The organism is Sphingopyxis sp. GW821-FHT12C06, from assembly GCF_058807415.1.
The window spans coordinates 182,587-202,887 of sequence record NZ_JBXAQR010000005.1 but is presented as its reverse complement, the minus strand read 5'-3'; the positions used below and the strand labels follow the sequence as shown (position 1 = coordinate 202,887).

The window sequence follows — 20,301 nt, the reverse complement described above, 5'->3', positions numbered from 1 at the left end:
TTGCGGCAATTGCCCCCTTGACGTCAGATTCAGATGCGTCATGTAATGACAGTGTCACTCGGGAACGGCAGTGGCGCGCCATCCCTCGCAGCAAAAGGGGCAGCGTCGAAAAGCCATGTTCCATCCCGATCTCGCCCGCCATCCCGATAGCTGTCCCGCATTGGTGCTCAACGCCGACTATACGCCGCTCAGCTATTACCCGCTCAGCCTGTGGCCATGGCAAACCGCGGTCAAGGCGGTTTTCCTCGACCGCGTCACCATCGTCGAAAATTACGAACGCGAAATTCATTCGCCGACGCGAACGATGCCGATCCCCAGCGTGATTGCGCTGCGCCAATATGTGAAGCCGTCGCAGCACCCCGCCTTCACCCGGTTCAACCTGTTCCTGCGCGACCGCTTTTCGTGCCAATATTGCGGGTCGGGTCGGGATCTGACCTTTGACCATGTCGTACCGCGCCGGCTGGGCGGACGGACGAGCTGGGAAAATGTCACCACCGCCTGCGCGCCGTGTAACCTGCGCAAAGGCGGGCGGACGCCGCAGCAAGCGCATATGCCGATTTACCGTCAGCCGTGGCGCCCGACGACGTGGCAGCTGCAGGACAATGGCCGCGCCTTTCCGCCGGGCTATCTGCACGAGAGCTGGATCGACTGGCTTTACTGGGATGTCGAACTGGAAGGATAAAGGGCGTACAACAAGGCGGACAGACGCGGTTCATCAACGCGGTTCTAGTGGGGCCGCCAACCCGAACAGGAGAATATCATGGTCCGTATCGCCCGCGCTCTCGCGCTCACCCTCGCCACCCTGCCGCTCGCCGCCTGCGCGACGCTGGGTCCGTCCGAACAGGCCGTGTCGGTCACCGGCAGCATCGCCTATCGCGAACGCATCGCGTTGCCGCCGACCGCGCAGGTCGAAATCCAGCTCGCCGACGTCAGCCTGATGGATGCGCCGTCGCGCACCATCGCGCAGCAAAACTTCACCGCCGACGGCCGTCAGGTGCCCTTCGCTTTCTCGCTGACCGTCGACCAGAACAAGCTCGACCCGCGCGGCCGCTATTCGGTTTCGGCGCGGATCACCGACGCGTCGGGGAAGCTGATGTTCATCAGCGACACGCATAATGGCGTGGAGTTTGACGGTCGGCCGCGGATCGACATGGGCACGATCAACCTGGTCAAGGTGCGCTAGTCGGACTTTCCGGACGGACGCGCATAGCTATGCGCGTCCGTCCTGCCGCTTGACGCTGTGCCTTCGCAGGTGCAGCAAAGCGGTCATGGGCCCTCCGATACAGATCTCGCAAAATCCCGACATCCGCTATCTGGGGCGGATATTGGGCGATGTCATTCGCGCCTATGGCGGCGACAAGCTGTATCGCCAGACCGAATATATCCGCTCGTCGAGTGTTGACCGGCACCGCGGGATCGCGGGGGCCGAGGCGATCGACCCCGGGCTCGACGCGCTGAGCCTCGACGACACGATCGCCTTCGTGCGCGGCTTCATGCTGTTTTCGATGCTCGCCAACCTCGCCGAGGACCGGCAGGGGGTCGCCGCCGAACCCGAGGCGACCGTCGCCGCGGCGCTCGCGAAGTTGAAGGCCGACGGGATCGGCAGCGACGCGGTTGCCGCGCTGCTCGGCGCGGCGCTGATCGCGCCGGTGCTGACCGCGCACCCGACGGAGGTGCGCCGCAAGTCGATGCTCGATCACAAGAACCGCATCGCCGAGCTGATGCTGCTGCGCGATACGGGCGCCGGCGAAACCCCCGAGGGCGACATCCTCGAGGATGCGATCCGGCGGCAGATCGTGCTGCTGTGGCAGACGCGTCCGCTGCGCACCGAAAAATTGTTCGTCGCCGACGAGATCGACAATGCGCTGACCTATTTGCGCGACGTCTTCCTGCCCGTGGTGCCCAAGCTTTACGCACGCTGGGAAAATGAGCTGGGACAGCGCCCCGCGAGCTTCCTGCGCGTCGGCAGCTGGATAGGCGGCGACCGCGACGGCAACCCCTTCGTCACCGCCGGGACGTTGCAGCAGGCGACCGGGCGCAACGCCGCCGCAGTGCTGGGCCATTATATCGACGCGGTCCATGCGCTAGGCGCCGAGCTGTCGGTATCTTCGGGCCTAGCCGTCGTTCCCGAGGCCGTCGAAGCGCTGGCCGAGGCGAGCGGCGATAATGCGCCGAGCCGCCGCGACGAACCCTATCGCCGTGCGCTGTCGGGGATTTATGCGCGGCTGTGCGCGACCTATGCCGCGATCGTCGGCCGGGCGCCGCCGCGTCCGTCGGCGCTGACCGGGCAGATTTACGATGCCCCCGCCGATTTTCGCGGCGACCTCGTCACGCTCGCCAATGGATTGTCGGCGAGCGGCGAAGGCCAGCTGGGCGGGATCGGCGCGATCGGGCGGCTGATCCGCGCGGTCGAAGTGTTCGGGTTTCATTTGGCCACGCTCGACATGCGACAGAATAGCGCGGTGCATGAGCGCGTGCTTGCCGAGCTGCTGCAGGTTTCGGGCGTGTGTGCCGATTATCGCGCGCTGGACGAAGCGGCGCGGGTCGCGCTGCTCACCGCCGAGTTGCAGAGCGACCGGCCGCTCGCCGCGCCATGGCATATGTGGTCGGACGAAACCGCAGGCGAACTCGCGATCGTCCACGCCGCCGCCGATGTCCGCAAGCGGCTGGGGCCGGACGCAATCTGCCAGTGGATCATCAGCATGGCGCAGGATCTGTCCGACCTGCTCGAGGTCCATGTCCTCGCGCGCGAAGCCGGGCTGTGGCGCAGCGGCGACGCGGCGGGCGAGACGAACCTGATGGTCGTGCCGCTGTTCGAAACGATCGCCGATCTCGATCGCGCGCCCGATATCATGGCGCGTTATTTCGCGATGCCCGAGGTTGGCCCGCAGGTCGTGCTGCGCGGGCATCAGGAAGTGATGATCGGCTATTCGGATTCGAACAAGGACGGCGGTTATCTGACCTCGACCTGGGGATTGCATCAGGCGTCGCAGGCGCTGACCCCGGTGTTCGAGGCGGCGGGTCCGTCGATGCAGCTGTTCCACGGCCGCGGCGGCGCGGTCGGACGCGGCGGCGGCAGCGCCTTTGCCGCGATCCGCGCCCAGCCCGCGTGCACGGTGCAGGGCCGCATCCGCATCACCGAACAGGGCGAAGTGATCGCCGCCAAATTCGGCACGAGCGAAAGCGCGGCGACCAATTTGGAGGCGATGGTGTCGGCGAGCCTGCTCGCGAGCCTCGAGCCCGACGCGCTGAGCGCGGCCGATGCACCGCGCTTTACCGAAGCGATGGGGACGCTGTCGGACGGCGCCTTCGCCGCCTATCGCGGGCTGGTCTATGAGACGCCGACGTTCAGGGATTTCTTCCGCGCGATGACCCCGATCGCCGAGATCGCGACGCTGAAGATCGGGTCGCGCCCGTCGAGCCGCACCAAAAGCAGCGCGATCGAGGATCTGCGGGCGATTCCGTGGGTGTTCAGCTGGTCGCAGGCACGCGCGATGCTGCCCGGCTGGTACGGCACCGGCGAGGCGTTTGCGGGCTTTGGCGACAAGGCGCTGCTCGCCGACATGGCGCAAAGCTGGCCCTTCTTCGCCGCGCTGCTCGACAATATGGAGATGGTGCTGGCGAAATCCGACATGGGGATCGCGGCGCGCTATGCGGAGCTCGCGAGCGATGTCGACGGGCATGAGGCGATCTTCACGCGCATCCGCGACGGGTGGAACCGCGCGCATGACGGATTGCTGTCGATCACCGGCCAGTCGCGCCTGCTCGACAAGAATCCGGCACTGGAGGCGTCGATCCGGCTGCGGCTACCCTATATCGAGCCGCTGAACCTGTTGCAGATCGAGCTGATGAAGCGCCACCGCGCGGGCGAAACCGATCCCCGGATCGCCGAGGGGATTCAGCTGACGATCAACGCGATCGCGACGGCATTGCGGAATAGCGGATAATTGGCTGTTCCCCGGCAAAAGCCGGGGCCCGGAATTTCAAAGTTGCGCTGGGCCCCGGCTTTCGCCGGGGAACAAATCAACGTCGGCTTCAGCCCTTGACGATCACGACCTCGCCCTTGGCGTTCGCGCCGTCGGGTCCGAATTTGATCGTGAAGTCGGCGCCATCCTCATCCTTGCCCGCGAGCGTGTCACCCGTCCGGGTGACCTTGACGCCCTTTTTGGCGAATTCGGTGGCCATCCAGTCGGCGGCCTTCGCGGGCGCCGCAGGCGCAGTGAAGCCGAACTTCACCACCGCGTCGCTCGCGCCATTTTTGTCATTGGCCTTGACGTCCATCGCGGTGATCTTGCTGCCGGGATAGAGCTTCACGCCGTCGATGTCGAAATCGCTGCCCAACTCCATGTCGCCGAGGTCCGGAATGTCGAGGTCGATATTCACGCCGTCGCCGTTGACCTTCAGCTTTCCGCCATCCTTGCCCGAGGTGATCTGGACATTGCCGCCATCGCCGTCGGCATTGATGCTAACTTCGGTTTCGTCGGCCGCTTTCTTGTCCTGCCCGCAAGCGGCAAGGAGCATGACCGGCGGGATGAGGAAGGCGAGACGCATGATCAATCTCCTTGGTGAGTTATAGAGATAATACACCAAGGAGATTGGTGAGTCAATTTCCCCTCACTTCGTCATGCCGGGCTTGATCCGGGGTGACGAAAAGCGGGGCGTGTTACGCGTCGATGCTGGTGCTGACGTTGCCATGGACCAGCCCGCCGTCGACCGTGATCGTGTCGCCGACGACATAGTCGCCCGCCTTCGATGCGAGGAAGATCGCGGCGCCCGCCATATCCTCGGGGACGCCAATACGCTTGGTCGGGATGCTCTGCGCGACGGCATCGCCATGGTCGCGCGCGGCCTTGTTCATGTCCGACTGGAACGCCCCCGGCGCGATCGCGGTGACGAGGATATTGTCCTGCACAAGCCGCGCGGCCATGCGCTTGGTGAGATAGAGGATCGCCGCTTTCGATGCGTGATAGCTGTAAGTTTCCCACGGATTGAGCCGCATGCCGTCGATCGAGCCGATGTTGATGACCTTCGACGGGCGGTCGGGGGTGCCGCCGGCCTTGAGCAGGCCGTGGAGCGACTGGGTCAGGAAGAAGGGCGATTTGACGTTGATGTCCATCACCTTGTCCCAGCCGGCCTCGGGGAAGCCTTCAAAGGGTTCGCCCCACGCGGCGCCGGCATTGTTGACGAGGATGTCGAGCCGTTCCTCGCGAGCTTCGAGCTCCTTGGCGAGCGCGCGGCAGCCTTCGACGGTCGACAGGTCGACCGGCAGGCCGATGACCTTGCCGGGATAGCGCGTTTCGAAATCGGCGATGGCTTCCTCGATCTGCGCACTCTTGCGCGCCGAGATATAGACGCGCGCGGCGCCCGCGGCGAGATAGCCCTCGACGATCATCTTGCCGATGCCGCGCGAGCCGCCGGTTACGAGAGCGATGCGGCCGTCGAGGCCGAACATGTTCTGGAGGTTCATTGTCTCTGTCCTTTTGCTCCCTCCCGCAAGCGGGAGAGGTGAGATTAGTAGCCGTTCATCCGGGCGACCTGGTCGATATGATAATGGACGTCGCCCATAAACTCCGCGAGCGCGCGGTCGCGTTTCATATAGAGGCCGATGTCATATTCGTCGGTCATCCCGATGCCGCCGTGCATCTGGACGCCTTCGCGCACCGCGAGATTGGCGGCGCGGCCGGCCTTCGCCTTGGCGACCGAGACCATCAGTTTCGCGCCCTCATTGCCCTCATCGAGCAATTGCTGCGCCTTCATCACCGTGGCGCGCGCGACTTCCATTTCGCCGTAGAGATGCGCGGCGCGGTGCTGGAGCCCCTGGAACTCGCCGATCAGCTTGCCGAACTGCTTGCGCTCCTTGAGGTAACCCACGGTCATGTCCATCGCGCCCTGACCGACACCGACCAGTTCAGCCGCCGCGCCAGTGCGCGTCGCGGCGAGCAGCGCGTCGAGAATGCCCTGCCCGGCATCGACTTCACCGATCACCGCGTCGGCATCGACTTCGACGCCGTCGAGGGTGACGTGGCTGGCGAGGCTCGAGTCGACGAGGCGGCGCGGGTCGGCGGTCAGGCCTTTCGCATCCTTCGGCACCGCGAACAGCGTGATCCCGCCGTCGGTCTTCGCCGCGACGATGCTCATGTCGGCGACGTGACCATGGAGGACGAAGCTCTTCTTGCCGTCGAGGCGAAAACCGTTGCCGGCGCGCGTCGCGGTGGTCGCGATGCGGTCGGGACGGTGCTTCGCGCCCTCGTCGATCGCGAGCGCGATGATCGCCTCGCCGCGAGCAATCGCGGGGAGCCAGCGGTCGGCCTGCGTGCCGCCCGCCTTGGCGAGCGCGGCGACCGCACCGACGCTGGTCGCGAGGAAGGGCGACGGGGTCAGGTTGCGGCCGATTTCCTCGAGCACGATTCCCGCCTCCATATGCCCCATGCCGAGCCCCCCGTGCGCTTCGGGAACGAGCATGCCGGGCAGGCCCATTTCGGTGAACTGCGCCCAGAGGTCGCGCGAAAAGCCGGTCGCGTCGGCGGTATCGCGGAGCCCCCGCAGGTGCGAAACCGGCGCCTGTTCGGCCACGAAAGGTGCGACGCTGTCCTTGAGCATCGCCTGGTCGTCATTGTGATACAAAGGCATGGGTCAGGCTCCGGGCAGGTCGAGGATACGCTTGGCGATGACGTTGAGCATGACTTCGCTCGTCCCGCCTTCGATCGAATTGGCCTTGGTGCGCAGCCAGCCGCGCGCGCGCGCGCCGCCCTTGGTCTCTTCGCTATCCCATTCGAGCGCTTCGCTGCCGCCGCCCGACATGACGAGTTCGTGGCGGCGCTTGTTGAGCTCGGTTCCGACATATTTCATCATGTTCGAGCTGGCAGGATGCGCGCGCCCGGTTTTCCACATGTCCATGAAGCGTTCGCCCATCGCACGATAGGCGAAGACATCCACGTCGAACGCCGCCATCTCGGCGCGCAGGATCGGATCGTCGAGTTCGCCCGCCGCATTTTTGCCGAACGCCTTGGCGAAAGCGCCGCCGATGCTGACCATGTCGCCGCCCGCGCCGCCGCCCGAGATCATCTCGCGTTCGTGCCCGAGCAGATATTTGGCAACGTCCCAGCCGCGATTGATTTCGCCGATGAACTGCGTCTTGGGGACTTCGACATCGTCGAAGAAGGTTTCGCAGAAAGGCGAGTTGCCCGAAATCAGCAGGATCGGCTTGGTGGTGACGCCCTTGCTCTCCATATCGAAGAGCATGAAGGTGATGCCCTGATATTTGTTCGCCTTGTCGGTGCGGACGAGGCAGAAAATCCAGTCGGCCTTGTCGGCATAGCTGGTCCAGATCTTCGACCCGTTGACGACCCAATGATCGTCCTTGTCCTCACCAAAGGTCTGGAGCGAAACGAGATCGCTGCCCGATCCGGGTTCCGAATAGCCCTGGCACCAGCGGATTTCGCCGCGCGCGATCGGGTTCAGATACTGGACCTTCTGCTCCTCGGTGCCGAATTGCAGCAGCGCGGGGCCGAGCATCCAGATGCCGAAGCTGTCGAGCGGCGAACGCGCGCGGATGCGCTTCATTTCCTGTTTGAGGATCTTGGTCTGTTCAGCCGTCAGCCCGGCGCCGCCATAGGCTTTAGGCCAGTCGGGGACGGTATAGCCCTTGGCGGCGCACGCCTCGAGCCATGTTTTCTGGGCGTCATTTTTGAAAACCCAGTTGCGTCCGCCCCAGCAGACGTCGCCTTCGTCGCGGACGGGCTCGCGCATTTCGGCGGGGCAATTCGCCTCCAGCCAGTCGCGCACTTCGGTACGGAAAGCGTCGGGTTCGCTCATGTCAGGTTCCTCTTCTGCCCGCAAATCTAGGGGGAGTCGCCTGCTTTACGCAAGCGTCAACTTGGACGGCCCAACCTGCCGTTACGGCGCCGTAGCGTCGGATCGACCGGCGTTGACGCGCCCCGCCGCGCCCCTAAGTTAGGTGGCAAAAGAAAACGGGAGAATGGGTCATGCGATTCGCAAACAAGATTGCCGTCATCACCGGTGCCGCGTCGGGAATCGGCAAAGCCGCGGTGCTAAAGCTCGCGAGCGAAGGCGCGCATGTGTTCGCCAGCGACATCGACGAAGCCGGCGGGCAAGCGCTCGCCGCCGCGTCGAACGGCAAGATTGATTTCATCCGCTGCGACGTGTGCAAGCCCGAGGAGATCGAGGCGCTGATGAACGAGGCCGCAGCGCGCGGCGGCGGGATCGACATCGTCTTCAACAATGCCGGCGCGGGCGGCGAGCGCGCGCCGATCGACGAGATTACCCCCGAAGGCTGGGACCGGACGATGGACCTGCTGCTGCGATCGGTCGCGATGGGCATCCGTTATGCCAGCCCGCATATGAAGGGCCGCAAGGGCGCCGCAATCGTCAACACCGCGAGCGTCGCGGCGCTGGGCGCGGGCTATTCGCCGACCGCCTATGCGGTGGCAAAAGCCGGCGTTTTGCACCTGACCAAGGTCGCGGCGACAGACCTCGCCCGATATGGCATCCGCGTCAACGCGATCTGTCCGGGCTTCATCAACACCAATATCTTCACCTCGTCGCTCGACGTCCCCGACGCGAGCAAGGATATGGCCAAGGCGATCATCGCCGGATTGAGCGAGGCGGCGCAGCCGGTCGCGCGCGGCGGCCAGCCCGACGATATCGCCAACGCGGTTGCCTATCTGGCAAGCGACGACAGCTCGTTCATGACCGGCACGCATTTGCTGGTCGACGGCGGACTGACGATCGGCCAGCGCCACGCGTGGGATCCCGAAGCCCCCGGCATATTCGACGCGCTGACCGCGATGGAGGAGGCCGCCAAGGCAGAGGCCGCCGCGTGAACGCCGCCGTAGCCGCGGTTCCCGCCCCCGAGAAACTGCCCCTGTGGCTAAAGGTCACCCACGGCCTTGGCAGCATCGCCTATGGCATCAAGGACAATGGCTTTTCGACTTTCCTGCTGCTCTTTTACAATCAGGTCATCGGGCTCGACGCCGGAATTGTCGGCTTCGCGATCATGGTCGCACTGATTTCCGACGCCTTTGTCGATCCCATCATCGGCGAACTCACCGACCGCACGCGCAGCCGCTGGGGACGTCGCCTGCCGTGGCTTTACGCCGCACCGATTCCGCTCGCGATCGCGTGGATGCTGTTGTGGAGCCCACCCGAAATGAGCGACACGATGACCGTCGCCTGGCTGATCGGCTTTGCGATCATCGTCCGCTCACTGGTGTCGATGTGCGAGGTGCCGTCGATCGCGATCGTCCCCGAGCTCTCCGCCGATTATGACGAACGCACCATTGTGATGCGCTATCGCTATTTGTTCGGTTGGGGCGGCGGGCTGTTGATCCTGTACCTCGCCTATCGCTACTTCTTCGACGGCGCGCTGGGGCTTGTCGATCCCGCAGGCTATTTTCCCTATGCGCTGGCCGGTGCGCTGGTGATGGCGGGTGCAGTACTGGTTTCGGCGGCGGGGCAGCACCGCCGCATCGCCGTATCGAACCTCGACCAGCCCAAGCCCACCGCAAATCTCAGCCATGTCCTGCGCGACATGCGCGACACGCTGTCGAACCGCGCCTTTCTGTGGCTGACCTTTGCCGCGCTGTTCGCCTTCATCAACCAAGGCATCACCTTTTCGATGACCAATTATCTGCTCGGCTTTTTTTGGCAGCTGACCCCCGACGAGATGGGCGATTATGTCTTCCTGTTATTCGGCACGATGGTCGCCGCCTTTCTGATCGTCGCGCCGATCTCGAAACATCTCGGCAAGCGCAATGGCGCGATCCTCGCGGGTGCGGTCGCGCTGCTCGTCAACAGCGGCATGTATTTCGCATGGATCGAGAATGTTTTCCCCGGCCTGCCCGGCAAGCCGAGCGTCGCGACGATGTTCGCGCTGGTGTTCATCAGCAACAGCTTCTCGATCATCCTGATGATCCTGTCGTCGTCGATGATGGCCGACGTCGTCGAAGCGTCGCAGAGCGAAACCGGGCGCCGGTCCGAAGGCCTGTTCTTCGCCGGATATTTCTTCATGCAGAAATGCGCGACGGGCATCGGCATTTTCATCGCCGGGCAGATATTGTCCTTCGCCGCCTTTCCGGCCGCCGCAAAGCCAGGGCAAGTCGGCGATGCGGTGTTGGGGAATCTTGCGCTTGGCTATTCACTCGCGATCCTGATCATCGGCACAATGGGCCTGATCGTCATGCGGCGCTTTCCGATTTCGCGCGCCGACCATGAGGCGCGGCTGGCATTGCTGGGCGATACGGCGCGGGTCGATCCCGACGCGAGCGGGGCGCATCCGTGACCCGGAATGTCGCGGCATGACCCATTGAGGTAATTTTCGGGCCGCAGGACTTGGCAAGGCCAGCGAATCGGTCCAAGAGTTTACGTGAACGTAAAGGGAAAGGAAGCGCGGATGGATTTCGACCTTACCGAACGGCAGCAGCACTGGCAGGGCCGTGTGCGCGAGTTCATCGAGCGCAAAGTGCGCCCCGCAGTGGCGACCTACAAGGAACAGGATGCGACGGGCGATCGCTGGAAAGTGATCCAGGTCGTCGAGGATCTGAAGGCCGAAGCGAAAGCCGCGGGGATCTGGAACCTGTTCATGCCGCCCAAGTCGGCCGCGCACCATCATGTCGACGAGAGTTTTGAATTCGAAGGCCCGGGCCTCACCAACCTCGAATATGCGCTATGCGCCGAGGAAATGGGCCGCGTCGGCTTTGCGAGCGAAGTCTTCAACTGCTCGGCGCCCGACACCGGAAACATGGAAGTGTTTCACCGCTACGGGACGCGCGCGCAGAAGGAAAAATATCTCGGCCCGCTGATGAACGGCGAGATTCGCTCGGCCTTTCTGATGACCGAACCCAAGGTCGCCTCGTCCGATGCGACCAACATCGAGACGCGCATCGAGCGCGACGGCGATGATTATGTGATCAACGGTACCAAATGGTGGTCGTCGGGCGCAGGCGACCCGCGCTGCAAGGTCGCGATCGTGATGGGCAAGACCGACTTCGCCGCCAAGCGCCACGCGCAGCAGTCGATGGTGCTGATGCCGCTCGACGCCCCCGGCGTGAACATCCTGCGTCACCTGCCCGTCTTCGGTTACGACGATGCACCGCACGGCCATATGGAAATCGAGCTGAAGGACGTCCGCGTCAACGCCGAGGAGGCTATGCTTCTGGGCGAGGGCCGCGGTTTCGAAATCGCGCAGGGCCGCCTCGGGCCGGGCCGCATCCACCATTGCATGCGCACGATCGGCACCGCCGAGGAAGCGATCGCCAAAATGGCGAAGCGGCTGCAATCGCGCGTCGCCTTTGGCAAGGCGGTTTCCGAGTACAGCATCTGGGAACATCGCATCGCGCGCGCGCGCATCGACATCGAAATGACGCGCCTCCTGTGCCTCAAGGCCGCCGACATGATGGACAAGGTTGGCAACAAGTCGGCCGCCGCCGAGATTGCGATGATCAAGGTGCAGGCGCCGAACATGGCGCTGAAGATCATCGACGACGCGATCCAGGCGCATGGCGGCGGCGGGGTCAGCGAAGATTTCGGCCTCGCCAAAATGTACGCCGGCCAGCGCACGTTGCGCCTCGCCGACGGCCCCGACGAGGTCCATGAACGCGCGATCGCCCGCATCGAATTCGCCAAGCATTCGGCCGCCGCCGACCCGGGTTTTTCGTCGGGCGACATCGGCGTTTCGCGTTAATCCCCCTTCCCGCTTGCGGGAGGGGCCGAGGGAAGGCCTGTTGGCTCACCCTCAACCAGGACAAATCCTCCCCTACCCCCTTCCGCAAGCGGGAGGGCGATATCTGGAGATAATAGTGTGACCAAAGCCGCCATTTTGATCGAACCCGGCAAGCCGCTCCAGATCGAAGATGTGGTCGTCGGCAATCCCGGCCCGCACGAGGTGCGCATCCGCACCGCCGCCTGCGGCCTGTGCCATTCGGACCTGCATTTCATCGACGGCGCCTATCCGCACCCCCTGCCCGCGATCCCCGGCCATGAAGCCGCCGGCATCGTCGAGGCGGTCGGCAGCGAAGTGCGCACAGTCAAGGTCGGCGACGCAGTCGTCACCTGCCTGTCGGCTTTCTGCGGCCACTGCGAATTTTGCGTCTCGGGCCGTATGTCGCTGTGCATGGGCGGCGACACGCGCCGTCCGGCCGAATCGGCGCCGCGCATTACGCGCCCCGACGGATCGCCGATCAACCAGATGCTGAATCTGTCGGCGTTCTCGGAAGTGATGCTGGTCCACGAACATGCGTGCGTCGCAATCGATCCCGACATGCCGCTCGACCGCGCCGCGGTGATCGGCTGCGCGGTGACGACGGGCGCGGGAACGATCTTCAACGCGTGCAAGGTGACGCCGGGCGAGACCGTCGCGGTCGTCGGTTGCGGCGGCGTGGGCCTCGCGACGATCAACGCCGCGAAAATCGCCGGCGCGGGGCGCATCATCGCCGCCGACCCGATGCCCGAGAAGCGCGCGCTGGCCATGAAGCTGGGCGCGACCGATGTCGTCGATGCAATGGACGGCGATGCCGCGAAGCAAATCCTCGAACTCAGCAAAGGCGGGGTCGATCATGCGATCGAAGCCGTTGGACGCCCGGCCTCGGCCAGCCTCGCGGTCGCCTCGCTGCGCCGCGGCGGTACCGCGACGATCCTCGGCATGATGCCGTTGTCCGAAAAGGTCGGCCTTTCCGCGATGGATCTGCTGTCGGGCAAGAAATTGCAGGGCGCGATCATGGGGGGCAACCGCTTTCCGGTGGACATCCCGCGCCTCGTCGATTTCTATCTGCGCGGACTGCTCGACCTCGACTCGATCGTCGCCGAGACGATCCCGCTCGACCAGATCAACCAGGGTTTCGACCGTATGAAGAAAGGCGACGCCGCCCGTTCGGTGATTGTATTCGACCAATGACATTAGACGCACAAACGGCCTTTAGCGGCACCGTCGCGCCCGAGGGCGCCGATATCCTCGACGAAGCGAGGCTCACCGCGTGGATGGAAGCCCATGTCGAGGGCTTTGAGGGCCCGCTGACCCAGAGCAAATTCGCCGGCGGCCAGTCGAACCCGACGTACAAGATCAGCGCGCCGTCGGGAAATTATGTCCTGCGGCGCAAGCCCTATGGCCAGTTGCTTCCATCGGCGCATGCGGTCGACCGCGAGTACAAGGTCCAGGCCGGACTCCATAAGGCGGGCTTCCCTGTTCCGCGCCAGTACGGCCTGTGCACCGATGAGAGTGTCATCGGCAGCTGGTTCTATGTGATGGGGATGGTCGACGGCCATACGATCTGGGACGGCGCGATGCCGGGATCGACCCCCGAGAACCGCCGCGCGACCTATGACGCGATGATCGATACGCTGGCGGCACTGCACAATGTCGACGTCGAGGCCGCGGGGCTGTCGGACTATGGCAAGCCCGGCAATTATTTCGGTCGTCAGGTCGATCGCTGGACCAAGCAATACCGGCTGTCCGAGACCGAGACGATGGACGAGATGGAGCAGCTGATCAAATGGCTGCCTGCGACCCTGCCCGAACAGACACGCACCAGCGTCGTTCACGGCGATTATCGCATCGACAATATGATCTATGCGAAGGGCCGCCCCGAAATCCTCGCGGTGCTCGACTGGGAATTGTCGACGCTGGGCGATCCGCTCGCCGATTTCACCTATGTCGCAATGGCGTGGGTTACCGAAAATGGCGGCCGGTCGGGCGTCGAAGACCTCGATCGCAAGGCGCTTGGCATTCCCGAACTCGACGAGATGGTCGAACGCTATTGCAAGGCCACCGGCCGCGACGGCGTGCCCGACATGAACTGGTATTTCGCCTATAATTTCTTCCGCCTCGCCGGGATCATCCAGGGCATCAAAAAGCGCGTGATCGAGGGCACCGCCTCGTCGCAGCACGCGCGCGACATGTCCGAACGCGTCCGCCCGCTCGCCGAAAAGGCGTGGGACTTCGCAAAGAAAGCCGGCGCATGAGTCTCTTCGACCTCGGCGGTCATGTCGCGCTGATCACCGGATCGTCGCGCGGCATCGGCAAGGCCACCGCCGAGGCGATGGCCGAACAGGGCGCCAAGGTCGTGATTTCGAGCCGCAAGCAGGATGCGTGCGACGCCACCGCAGCCAAAATCAACGCGAAGCATGGCGACGGCACCGCGATTGCGGTCGCCGCGAACATCTCGTCGAAGGATGATCTGCAGAATCTGGTCAATGAAACGCGCGCGGCGTTCGGCAAGATCACCACGCTCGTCTGCAACGCCGCATCAAACCCCTATTATGGCCCGGGCCTCGGGATCAGCGACGATCAGTTCCGCAAGATCATGGACAATAATATCCTGTCCAACCACTGGCTGATCACGATGGTCGCGCCCGAAATGCTCGAACGCGGCGAGGGATCGATCACGATCATCAGCTCGATCGGCGGGCTCAAGGGATCACCGATCATCGGCGCCTATGGCATTTCGAAAGCCGCCGACATGCAGGTCGCGCGCAATTTCTCGGTCGAATTCGGACCCAAGGGTGTGCGCGTCAACTGCATCGCCCCCGGGCTGATCCGCACCGACATGGCGCGCGCGCTGTGGGAAAATGAAGAGAATCTGAGACGATCGACCGCCGCCTCGACACTGAAGCGCATTGGCGAGCCGCACGAGATTGCGGGCGCCGCGGTCTTCCTCGCCAGCCGCGCGGGGGCTTTTACCACCGGCCAGACCATCGTCTGCGATGGCGGTGCCACGATTTCAGGAGGTGCATGATGGGCGCGTTGGACGGCAAGATTGCGATCATCACCGGGGCGGGCAGCGGCATCGGCCGCGCGAGCGCCCTGCGCTTTGCCGCCGAGGGCGCGAAGCTCGTCATCGGCGACAAGAGCGCGGCGGTGCATGAGACCGCACAGATGGTGAAGGATGCGGGCGGCGAAGCGGTCGCGCTGGAAATCGACGCCGGGATCGAAGCCGATGTGGCTTCGCTCGTCGCCACCGCGAAAGACAGTTACGGCGGGCTCGATATCGCCTTCGCCAACGCCGGGATCATCGGCGACATGGGTGGGATCTTCGATTTCGATCCGGTCGCCTGGGCCGAGACGCTGCGCGTCAACCTGATCGGCCCCGCGCTGATGGTGAAACACGCCGGCAAGGCGATGGTCGATCAGGGCCGCGGCGGCGCGATCGTGCTGACCGCCAGCGTCGCTGGGCTCAATTCGGGCGCGGGTCCGGGGGCTTACTCGGCATCGAAGGCGGGCGTGATCAACCTCGCCAAGACGGCAGCGCAACAGCTGACGACCAGCGGCGTGCGGGTCAATGCGATCTGCCCGGGCCTCACCGAAACCGGCATGACCAAGCCGACCTTCGACTATGCCAAGGCCAAGGAAGTCACCCACAAGCTGGGGCAACTCAACCCGCTGAAGCGCGCGGCGCAGCCCGAGGAACTCGCCAATGTCGCGCTGTTCCTCGCGAGCGATCAGGCAAGCTATGTCAACGGACAGGCGATCGCGGTCGACGGCGGGCTCACCAGCTCACATCCGGTGACGCGCCAGTTGCTCGGCCAGACTTCTCACTAGAATTGGGGCACTGATGTCACATGGTTTCGACGCCGCGCGGCTGGGCCGCATCCCGGCCTTTCTCGCCGCCAAATATGTGAACAGCGGCCGCCTGCCGCACGCGGCGACGCTCGTCTCGCGGCGCGGCAAGATCGCGCACCTGTCGTGCATCGGCGACGCCCGGCCGGGCGAGGCGCTGAAAGAGGATGCAATCTTCCGCATCGCCAGCATGACCAAGCCGATCACCTCGGTCGCCTTCATGATGCTGGTCGAGGAGGGCAAGGTCGCGCTGTCCGATCCGCTCACAAAATATTGCCCCGAGTTCAAGGACACTGGCGTCTTCGTCGCGGGCGGCGGCAATGCGCCTTTCGTCACGCGGCCGCCGACGCAGCCGATCCGTATGGTCGACCTGCTGCGTCACACCGCGGGGCTGACCTATGGCTTTCAGGAACGCACCCCGGTCGACGCCGCGTACCGCAAGGCGAAGATCGACGATTTCGACGCCGATTATACGATGGACAGCTTCATCGCCGACCTCGCCAAAATCCCGTTGCAGTTCGATCCCGGCGCACACTGGAATTATTCGATGGCGACCGACGTCCTCGGCGCGGTGATCGAGCGGATCGAGGGCAAGCCCTTTGCACAGGTGCTGCAGGACCGCATCTTTGGTCCGCTGGCCATGGTCGACACCGGATTTCAGGTTCCCGCCGGCCAGCAGCATCGCCTGACCGACTGCTATATGTTCCACCCCGCCGAGAAGATGAAGCCGTTCGACGGCGGCGACCGCAGCCGCTGGGCGAAGGAGCGCAGCTTTCACTCGGGCGGCGGCGGGCTCGTTTCGACCCTTTCCGATTATCACCGTTTCTGCCTGATGCTGCTCGGCGGCGGGAAACTCGACGGGGTTCGCATCATCAGCCGCAAGACATTGGACCTGATGACGTCGAACCATCTGGTCGGCGGCGGCGACCTCACGAAACATAGCGTCGGCGTGTTCAGCGAAGACGAGAATGCCGGGGTCGGTTTCGGGCTCGGCTTTGCGGTCACGCTCAACCCGGCCGACGCGGGCATTCCGGGTTCGGCGGGCGATTATTATTGGGGCGGCATGTTCTCGACCGGTTTCTTCGTCGATCCGGTCGAACAGATTTGCATGGTTTTCATGACCCAGCTGATGCCCTCATCCACCTATCCCGTGCGGCGCGAGGTCAAGACGCTTGTCCACGCCGCGATTGACGATTGAACCCAAGGAGCCTGAAATGTCCGAAGACACCCCGATTTCCGTCACGATGGAGAAGGATGGCGAAGTCGCCGTCATCATCGTCAACAACCCCCCGGTCAACGCGCTGAGCTGGCACGTCCGCCAGGGCCTCGAAGATCATTTCGCCGCCGCGCTCGCCGACGATAGCGTCAAGGCGATCGTGCTGCGCTGCGCCGGCGCAACCTTCATCGCGGGCGCCGACATCAGCGAATTCGGCAAGCCGCCGCGCGGCCCCGATTTCAACGCGGTGCTGAACAGCATCGAAGCCGCATCGAAACCCGTTGTCGCCGCGATCCACGGGACCGCGCTCGGTGGCGGCCTCGAAACCGCGCTCGTCTGCCATTACCGCATTGCGGTTCCCTCAGCGAAGCTCGGCGTTCCCGAAGTCAAGCTCGGCCTGCTCCCGGGCGCGGGCGGCACCCAGCGCCTGCCGCGCGTCGTCGGCGTCGAAGCCGCGGCGACGATGACCTCGACCGGCGATCCGCTGCCCGCGTCGAAGGCGAAAGAACTCGGCCTCGTCGACGCACTCGCGGGCGAGGACAGCCTTGCCGCCGATGCGATCGCTTTTGCGCGCGCCAAGATCGCCGACGGCCCGCGCCCGACGCGCGCACGCCCGGTGTTCGGCGACGTCGCGGTGATCGAGCAGCTCAAGGCCGCGAACGCCAAGCGCTGGCGCGGGTTCGAGGCGCCTTACGCGAACCTCGCCTGCGTCGAAGCCGCGACACGCCTGCCGTTCGACGAAGGCCTCGCGTTCGAGCGCGAGCAGTTCATGAAGCTGATGTTCGGTAGCCAGTCAGCGGCGCAGCGCCATATCTTCTTCGCCGAACGCCAGGCAGCGAAAATCGACGGCCTGCCCAAGGACACCCAGCTGCGCGACATCAAAAAGGTCGGCGTGATCGGCGCGGGCACGATGGGCGGCGGCATTTCGATGAACTTTCTGCAAAAGGGCATCCCCGTCACGATCGTCGAGATGGCGCAGGACGCGCTCGACCGCGGGATCGGTGTCATCCGCAAGAATTACGACGCGTCGGCCGCGAAGGGCCGGTACAAGCCCGAGCAGGTCGACCAGATGATGGGCCTGCTCACCCCGACGCTCGGCCTCGAAGCGCTCGCCGACTGCGACCTGATCATCGAGGCGGTCTATGAGAATATGGACGTCAAGAAGGACATCTTCGGCAAGCTCGACAAAATCGCGAAGCCGGGTGCGATCCTTGCGTCGAACACCAGCTATCTCGACATCGACGAGATAGCGACCGCGACGAGCCGCCCCGGCGACGTACTGGGCATGCACTTCTTCTCGCCCGCCAATGTCATGAAGCTGCTCGAAGTCGTGCGCGGCGACAAGACCGCCCCCGATGCGCTGGCGACGGCGATGGCGATCGGCAAGAAGATCGGCAAGGTCGCGGTGGTCGCGGGCGTTTGCGACGGCTTCATCGGCAACCGCATGCTGAAGCCGCGCCAGATCGAGGCGATGAACCTCCTCATGGAAGGCGCAACCCCGGCGCAGGTCGACAAGGTCCATGTCGAATTCGGCATGCCGATGGGGCCGTTCCAGATGAGCGACCTCGCCGGGGTCGACATCGGCTGGCACCGCGACCCGAACCGGATCGAGAGCATCCGCGACGCGCTGTGCGCCGAGGGCCGCTGGGGCCAGAAGAAGCAGGCGGGCTTCTATGATTATGACGAAAAGCGCACCCCGTCGGAAAGCGCCCGCGTTGGCGAGATCATCGAAGAATTCCGCAAGAAGGCCGGCGTCGAAAAGCGCGAGATCACCGATCAGGAAATCATCGAGCGCACGCTGTACCCGATGGTCAACGAAGGCGCGCTGATCCTGTCCGAAGGCAAGGCGCAGCGCGCGTCGGACATCGATGTCGTGTGGATCTATGGCTATGGCTGGCCGGTCTATCGCGGCGGCCCGATGTTCTGGGCCGGGCTGGAAGGCACCGACAAGATCGTCGCCGCGCTCGAGAAGCACGGCTTCGAGATCGCGCCGCTGCTCAAGGAAAAGGCCGAGGCCAAGACCGGCTTCTGACCCGCTTCGAATAGATAAAGGCAAGGCCGCCTGTCCCGACGCGGGGCAGGCGGCCTTTCTTTTGCCGCGCGGACGCCGCAGGTGCGGCCGGAAACTTGCGATTCAGGGTTAAAGCACTGGCAAGGCCTGCCGTTACGGCAGAGCATGACCCTGATGTCATTCTTCGCCGTCCTCCTGCTTGCCGGAAGTGCGCCGGCTGCCGCCCCTGTCGCGGCGCCGCAGGTGACCGCCGTCGCCGTGGCGCGCGCGCGAATCCTGGCGCCCGCCGAGGTGCGGCGAGTTGGCGATCGGATCGAGGTCCGGACTGGCGAGCGCAAGGCGCCGACGCAGGTTCATCGCACCGAACACCGCGACGGCGGCGAGACGGCGGATTTTTACTAAGACCCGTCGCCGCAATCTAACCGCAGGATAATCTCCACACCATCGTCACCCCGGACTTGATCCGGGGTCCATGACTTCGACGCCGCCCATGGATCCCGGATCAAGTCCGGGATGGCGAAAATGGGAAGCGGTTAGCCCTGCAAAGTTTTGATGATCGCCGAAAAATCGCGGCCGTCCTTGTCGGCCTCGACAAACGCCTCGTACAACTCGCGCGCCCTGATCCCCATCGGGACGTCGGCATCGACACTCGCCGCGGCTTCCATCGCGAGACGCAGATCCTTGAGCATCAGCGCCGCGGCGAACCCGCCCTTATAATCATTGTCGGCGGGGGTGGTCGGACCGACGCCGGGGAGCGGTGCGTAAGACGTGAGCGACCAGCACTGCCCTGACGACACGCTGGCGATGTCGAAGAATTTCTGCGGGTCGAGCCCGAGCTTTTGCGCAAGCGCCAGCGTCTCGCACGTCGCGACCATCGACGCGCCGAGCAGCATATTGTTACAGATTTTCGCGCCCTGCCCCGCGCCCGCGTCGCCGGCGTGGATCACTGCCTTGCCCATCTTCGCGAGGATTGGCTCGGCGCGCGCAAAGCCTTCGTCGGTGCCGCCGACCATGAAGGTCAGCGTGCCCGCATTGGCGGCGGCGATCCCGCCCGACACCGGTGCGTCGACCGCGACGAGGCCTTTGCCGGCCGCGGCTTCGATGTTCGAGCGCGCGGTGGCGACGTCGATCGTCGAGCAGTCGAGGAGCAAGGTGCCCGGCGCGGCGTTGGGGAAGACGTCGCTTTCATAGACCGAGGCGACGTGCTTGCCGGCGGGGAGCATCGTCACCACGGCCTCAGCACCGGTCACGGCCTCGGCCGTTGACGCAGCGCGGGTGCAGCCAGCCTCAACCGCGCGCGCGCGCGCCTCTTCGCTGAGGTCGAAGGCGCGGACTTCATGCCCGGCCTTCGCAAGGTTCGCGGCCATTCCGCCGCCCATGTTTCCGAGTCCGATAAAGGCGATTTTCATATCTTCTCCCCTCCCGCTTGCGGGAGGGGCCGGGGGAAGGCCTGTCCCGATAATTGATATTGGGTGAGGACGACACGCCCTCCCCTAACCCCTCCCG

General features: G+C 64.6%; 18 protein-coding genes. 13 read left to right on the top strand and 5 right to left on the bottom strand.

All coding sequences use genetic code 11. The features are described from left to right. The first annotated feature begins 115 nt into the window (after positions 1–115). The 3 genes from AC1RRJ_RS16265 (at position 116) to ppc (ending at position 3,947) form a co-directional block, all read left to right on the top strand. Positions 116–682: an HNH endonuclease gene (locus tag AC1RRJ_RS16265; protein ID WP_493124959.1), complete on the top strand. Its 567-nt coding sequence runs from the start codon at positions 116–118 to the stop codon at positions 680–682. Positions 683–760: 78 nt separating this feature from the next. Beyond that, positions 761–1,183 carry a YbaY family lipoprotein gene (locus AC1RRJ_RS16260; protein WP_493124516.1) on the top strand — a complete coding sequence of 141 codons (423 nt, stop codon included), beginning with the start codon at positions 761–763 and terminating at the stop codon, positions 1,181–1,183. A gap of 85 nt (positions 1,184–1,268) precedes the next feature. Further along, positions 1,269–3,947, top strand: a complete 2,679-nt coding sequence (gene ppc, locus AC1RRJ_RS16255) for a phosphoenolpyruvate carboxylase (RefSeq protein ID WP_493124514.1) — start codon at positions 1,269–1,271, stop codon at positions 3,945–3,947. Positions 3,948–4,035: 88 nt separating this feature from the next. Here ppc and AC1RRJ_RS16250 read toward each other — a convergent pair whose 3' ends face one another. The 4 genes from AC1RRJ_RS16250 to AC1RRJ_RS16235 all read right to left on the bottom strand — a co-directional run bounded on the left by AC1RRJ_RS16250 (position 4,036) and on the right by AC1RRJ_RS16235 (position 7,815). Continuing rightward, complete coding sequence (locus AC1RRJ_RS16250) at positions 4,036–4,551, bottom strand: hypothetical protein (RefSeq protein WP_493124512.1); 516 nt, start codon at positions 4,549–4,551, stop codon at positions 4,036–4,038. Positions 4,552–4,663: 112 nt separating this feature from the next. Next, entirely contained in the window at positions 4,664–5,467 is an 804-nt protein-coding gene (locus AC1RRJ_RS16245) for an SDR family oxidoreductase (RefSeq protein WP_493124510.1), read from the bottom strand. A 44-nt stretch (positions 5,468–5,511) separates the two neighbouring features. Beyond that, positions 5,512–6,630 carry an acyl-CoA dehydrogenase family protein gene (locus AC1RRJ_RS16240; RefSeq protein ID WP_493124508.1) on the bottom strand — a complete coding sequence of 373 codons (1,119 nt, stop codon included), beginning with the start codon at positions 6,628–6,630 and terminating at the stop codon, positions 5,512–5,514. A 3-nt stretch (positions 6,631–6,633) separates the two neighbouring features. Continuing rightward, the gene (locus tag AC1RRJ_RS16235) at positions 6,634–7,815 is read right to left on the bottom strand and encodes an acyl-CoA dehydrogenase family protein (protein ID WP_493124506.1); all 1,182 of its coding nucleotides are present in this window, start codon (positions 7,813–7,815) and stop codon (positions 6,634–6,636) included. A gap of 170 nt (positions 7,816–7,985) precedes the next feature. Here AC1RRJ_RS16235 and AC1RRJ_RS16230 point away from each other — a divergent pair, with 170 nt between their 5' ends. From AC1RRJ_RS16230 to AC1RRJ_RS16185, 10 genes are all read left to right on the top strand, one after another. Continuing rightward, the gene (locus AC1RRJ_RS16230; protein ID WP_493124504.1) at positions 7,986–8,843 is read left to right on the top strand and encodes an SDR family NAD(P)-dependent oxidoreductase; all 858 of its coding nucleotides are present in this window, start codon (positions 7,986–7,988) and stop codon (positions 8,841–8,843) included. Beyond that, entirely contained in the window at positions 8,840–10,300 is a 1,461-nt protein-coding gene (locus AC1RRJ_RS16225) for an MFS transporter (RefSeq protein WP_493124502.1), read from the top strand. Before AC1RRJ_RS16230 ends, AC1RRJ_RS16225 begins: the two co-directional genes overlap by 4 nt. Before the next feature lie 111 nt (positions 10,301–10,411). Beyond that, the gene (locus AC1RRJ_RS16220; RefSeq protein WP_493124500.1) at positions 10,412–11,701 is read left to right on the top strand and encodes an acyl-CoA dehydrogenase family protein; all 1,290 of its coding nucleotides are present in this window, start codon (positions 10,412–10,414) and stop codon (positions 11,699–11,701) included. Positions 11,702–11,818: 117 nt separating this feature from the next. Then, positions 11,819–12,910 (top strand): Zn-dependent alcohol dehydrogenase, encoded by a 1,092-nt coding sequence (locus AC1RRJ_RS16215; protein WP_493124498.1) that lies wholly within the window; start codon positions 11,819–11,821, stop codon positions 12,908–12,910. Beyond that, positions 12,907–13,974 carry a phosphotransferase family protein gene (locus tag AC1RRJ_RS16210; RefSeq protein WP_493124496.1) on the top strand — a complete coding sequence of 356 codons (1,068 nt, stop codon included), beginning with the start codon at positions 12,907–12,909 and terminating at the stop codon, positions 13,972–13,974. The genes AC1RRJ_RS16215 and AC1RRJ_RS16210 overlap by 4 nt, the downstream gene beginning before the upstream one ends. Next, complete coding sequence (locus tag AC1RRJ_RS16205) at positions 13,971–14,747, top strand: SDR family NAD(P)-dependent oxidoreductase (protein WP_493124494.1); 777 nt, start codon at positions 13,971–13,973, stop codon at positions 14,745–14,747. Before AC1RRJ_RS16210 ends, AC1RRJ_RS16205 begins: the two co-directional genes overlap by 4 nt. Then, on the top strand, positions 14,747–15,550 hold the full coding sequence (locus tag AC1RRJ_RS16200; RefSeq protein ID WP_493124957.1) for an SDR family NAD(P)-dependent oxidoreductase: 804 nt from the start codon (positions 14,747–14,749) through the stop codon (positions 15,548–15,550). Before AC1RRJ_RS16205 ends, AC1RRJ_RS16200 begins: the two co-directional genes overlap by 1 nt. A gap of 13 nt (positions 15,551–15,563) precedes the next feature. Then, the gene (locus AC1RRJ_RS16195; protein WP_493124492.1) at positions 15,564–16,766 is read left to right on the top strand and encodes a serine hydrolase domain-containing protein; all 1,203 of its coding nucleotides are present in this window, start codon (positions 15,564–15,566) and stop codon (positions 16,764–16,766) included. A gap of 16 nt (positions 16,767–16,782) precedes the next feature. Next, positions 16,783–18,816 carry a 3-hydroxyacyl-CoA dehydrogenase NAD-binding domain-containing protein gene (locus tag AC1RRJ_RS16190; protein WP_493124490.1) on the top strand — a complete coding sequence of 678 codons (2,034 nt, stop codon included), beginning with the start codon at positions 16,783–16,785 and terminating at the stop codon, positions 18,814–18,816. A gap of 144 nt (positions 18,817–18,960) precedes the next feature. Next, on the top strand, positions 18,961–19,197 hold the full coding sequence (locus AC1RRJ_RS16185) for a hypothetical protein (protein ID WP_493124488.1): 237 nt from the start codon (positions 18,961–18,963) through the stop codon (positions 19,195–19,197). A 131-nt stretch (positions 19,198–19,328) separates the two neighbouring features. Here AC1RRJ_RS16185 and mmsB read toward each other — a convergent pair whose 3' ends face one another. After that, positions 19,329–20,204 (bottom strand): 3-hydroxyisobutyrate dehydrogenase, encoded by an 876-nt coding sequence (gene mmsB / locus AC1RRJ_RS16180; RefSeq protein WP_493124486.1) that lies wholly within the window; start codon positions 20,202–20,204, stop codon positions 19,329–19,331. Positions 20,205–20,301 lie beyond the last annotated feature (97 nt).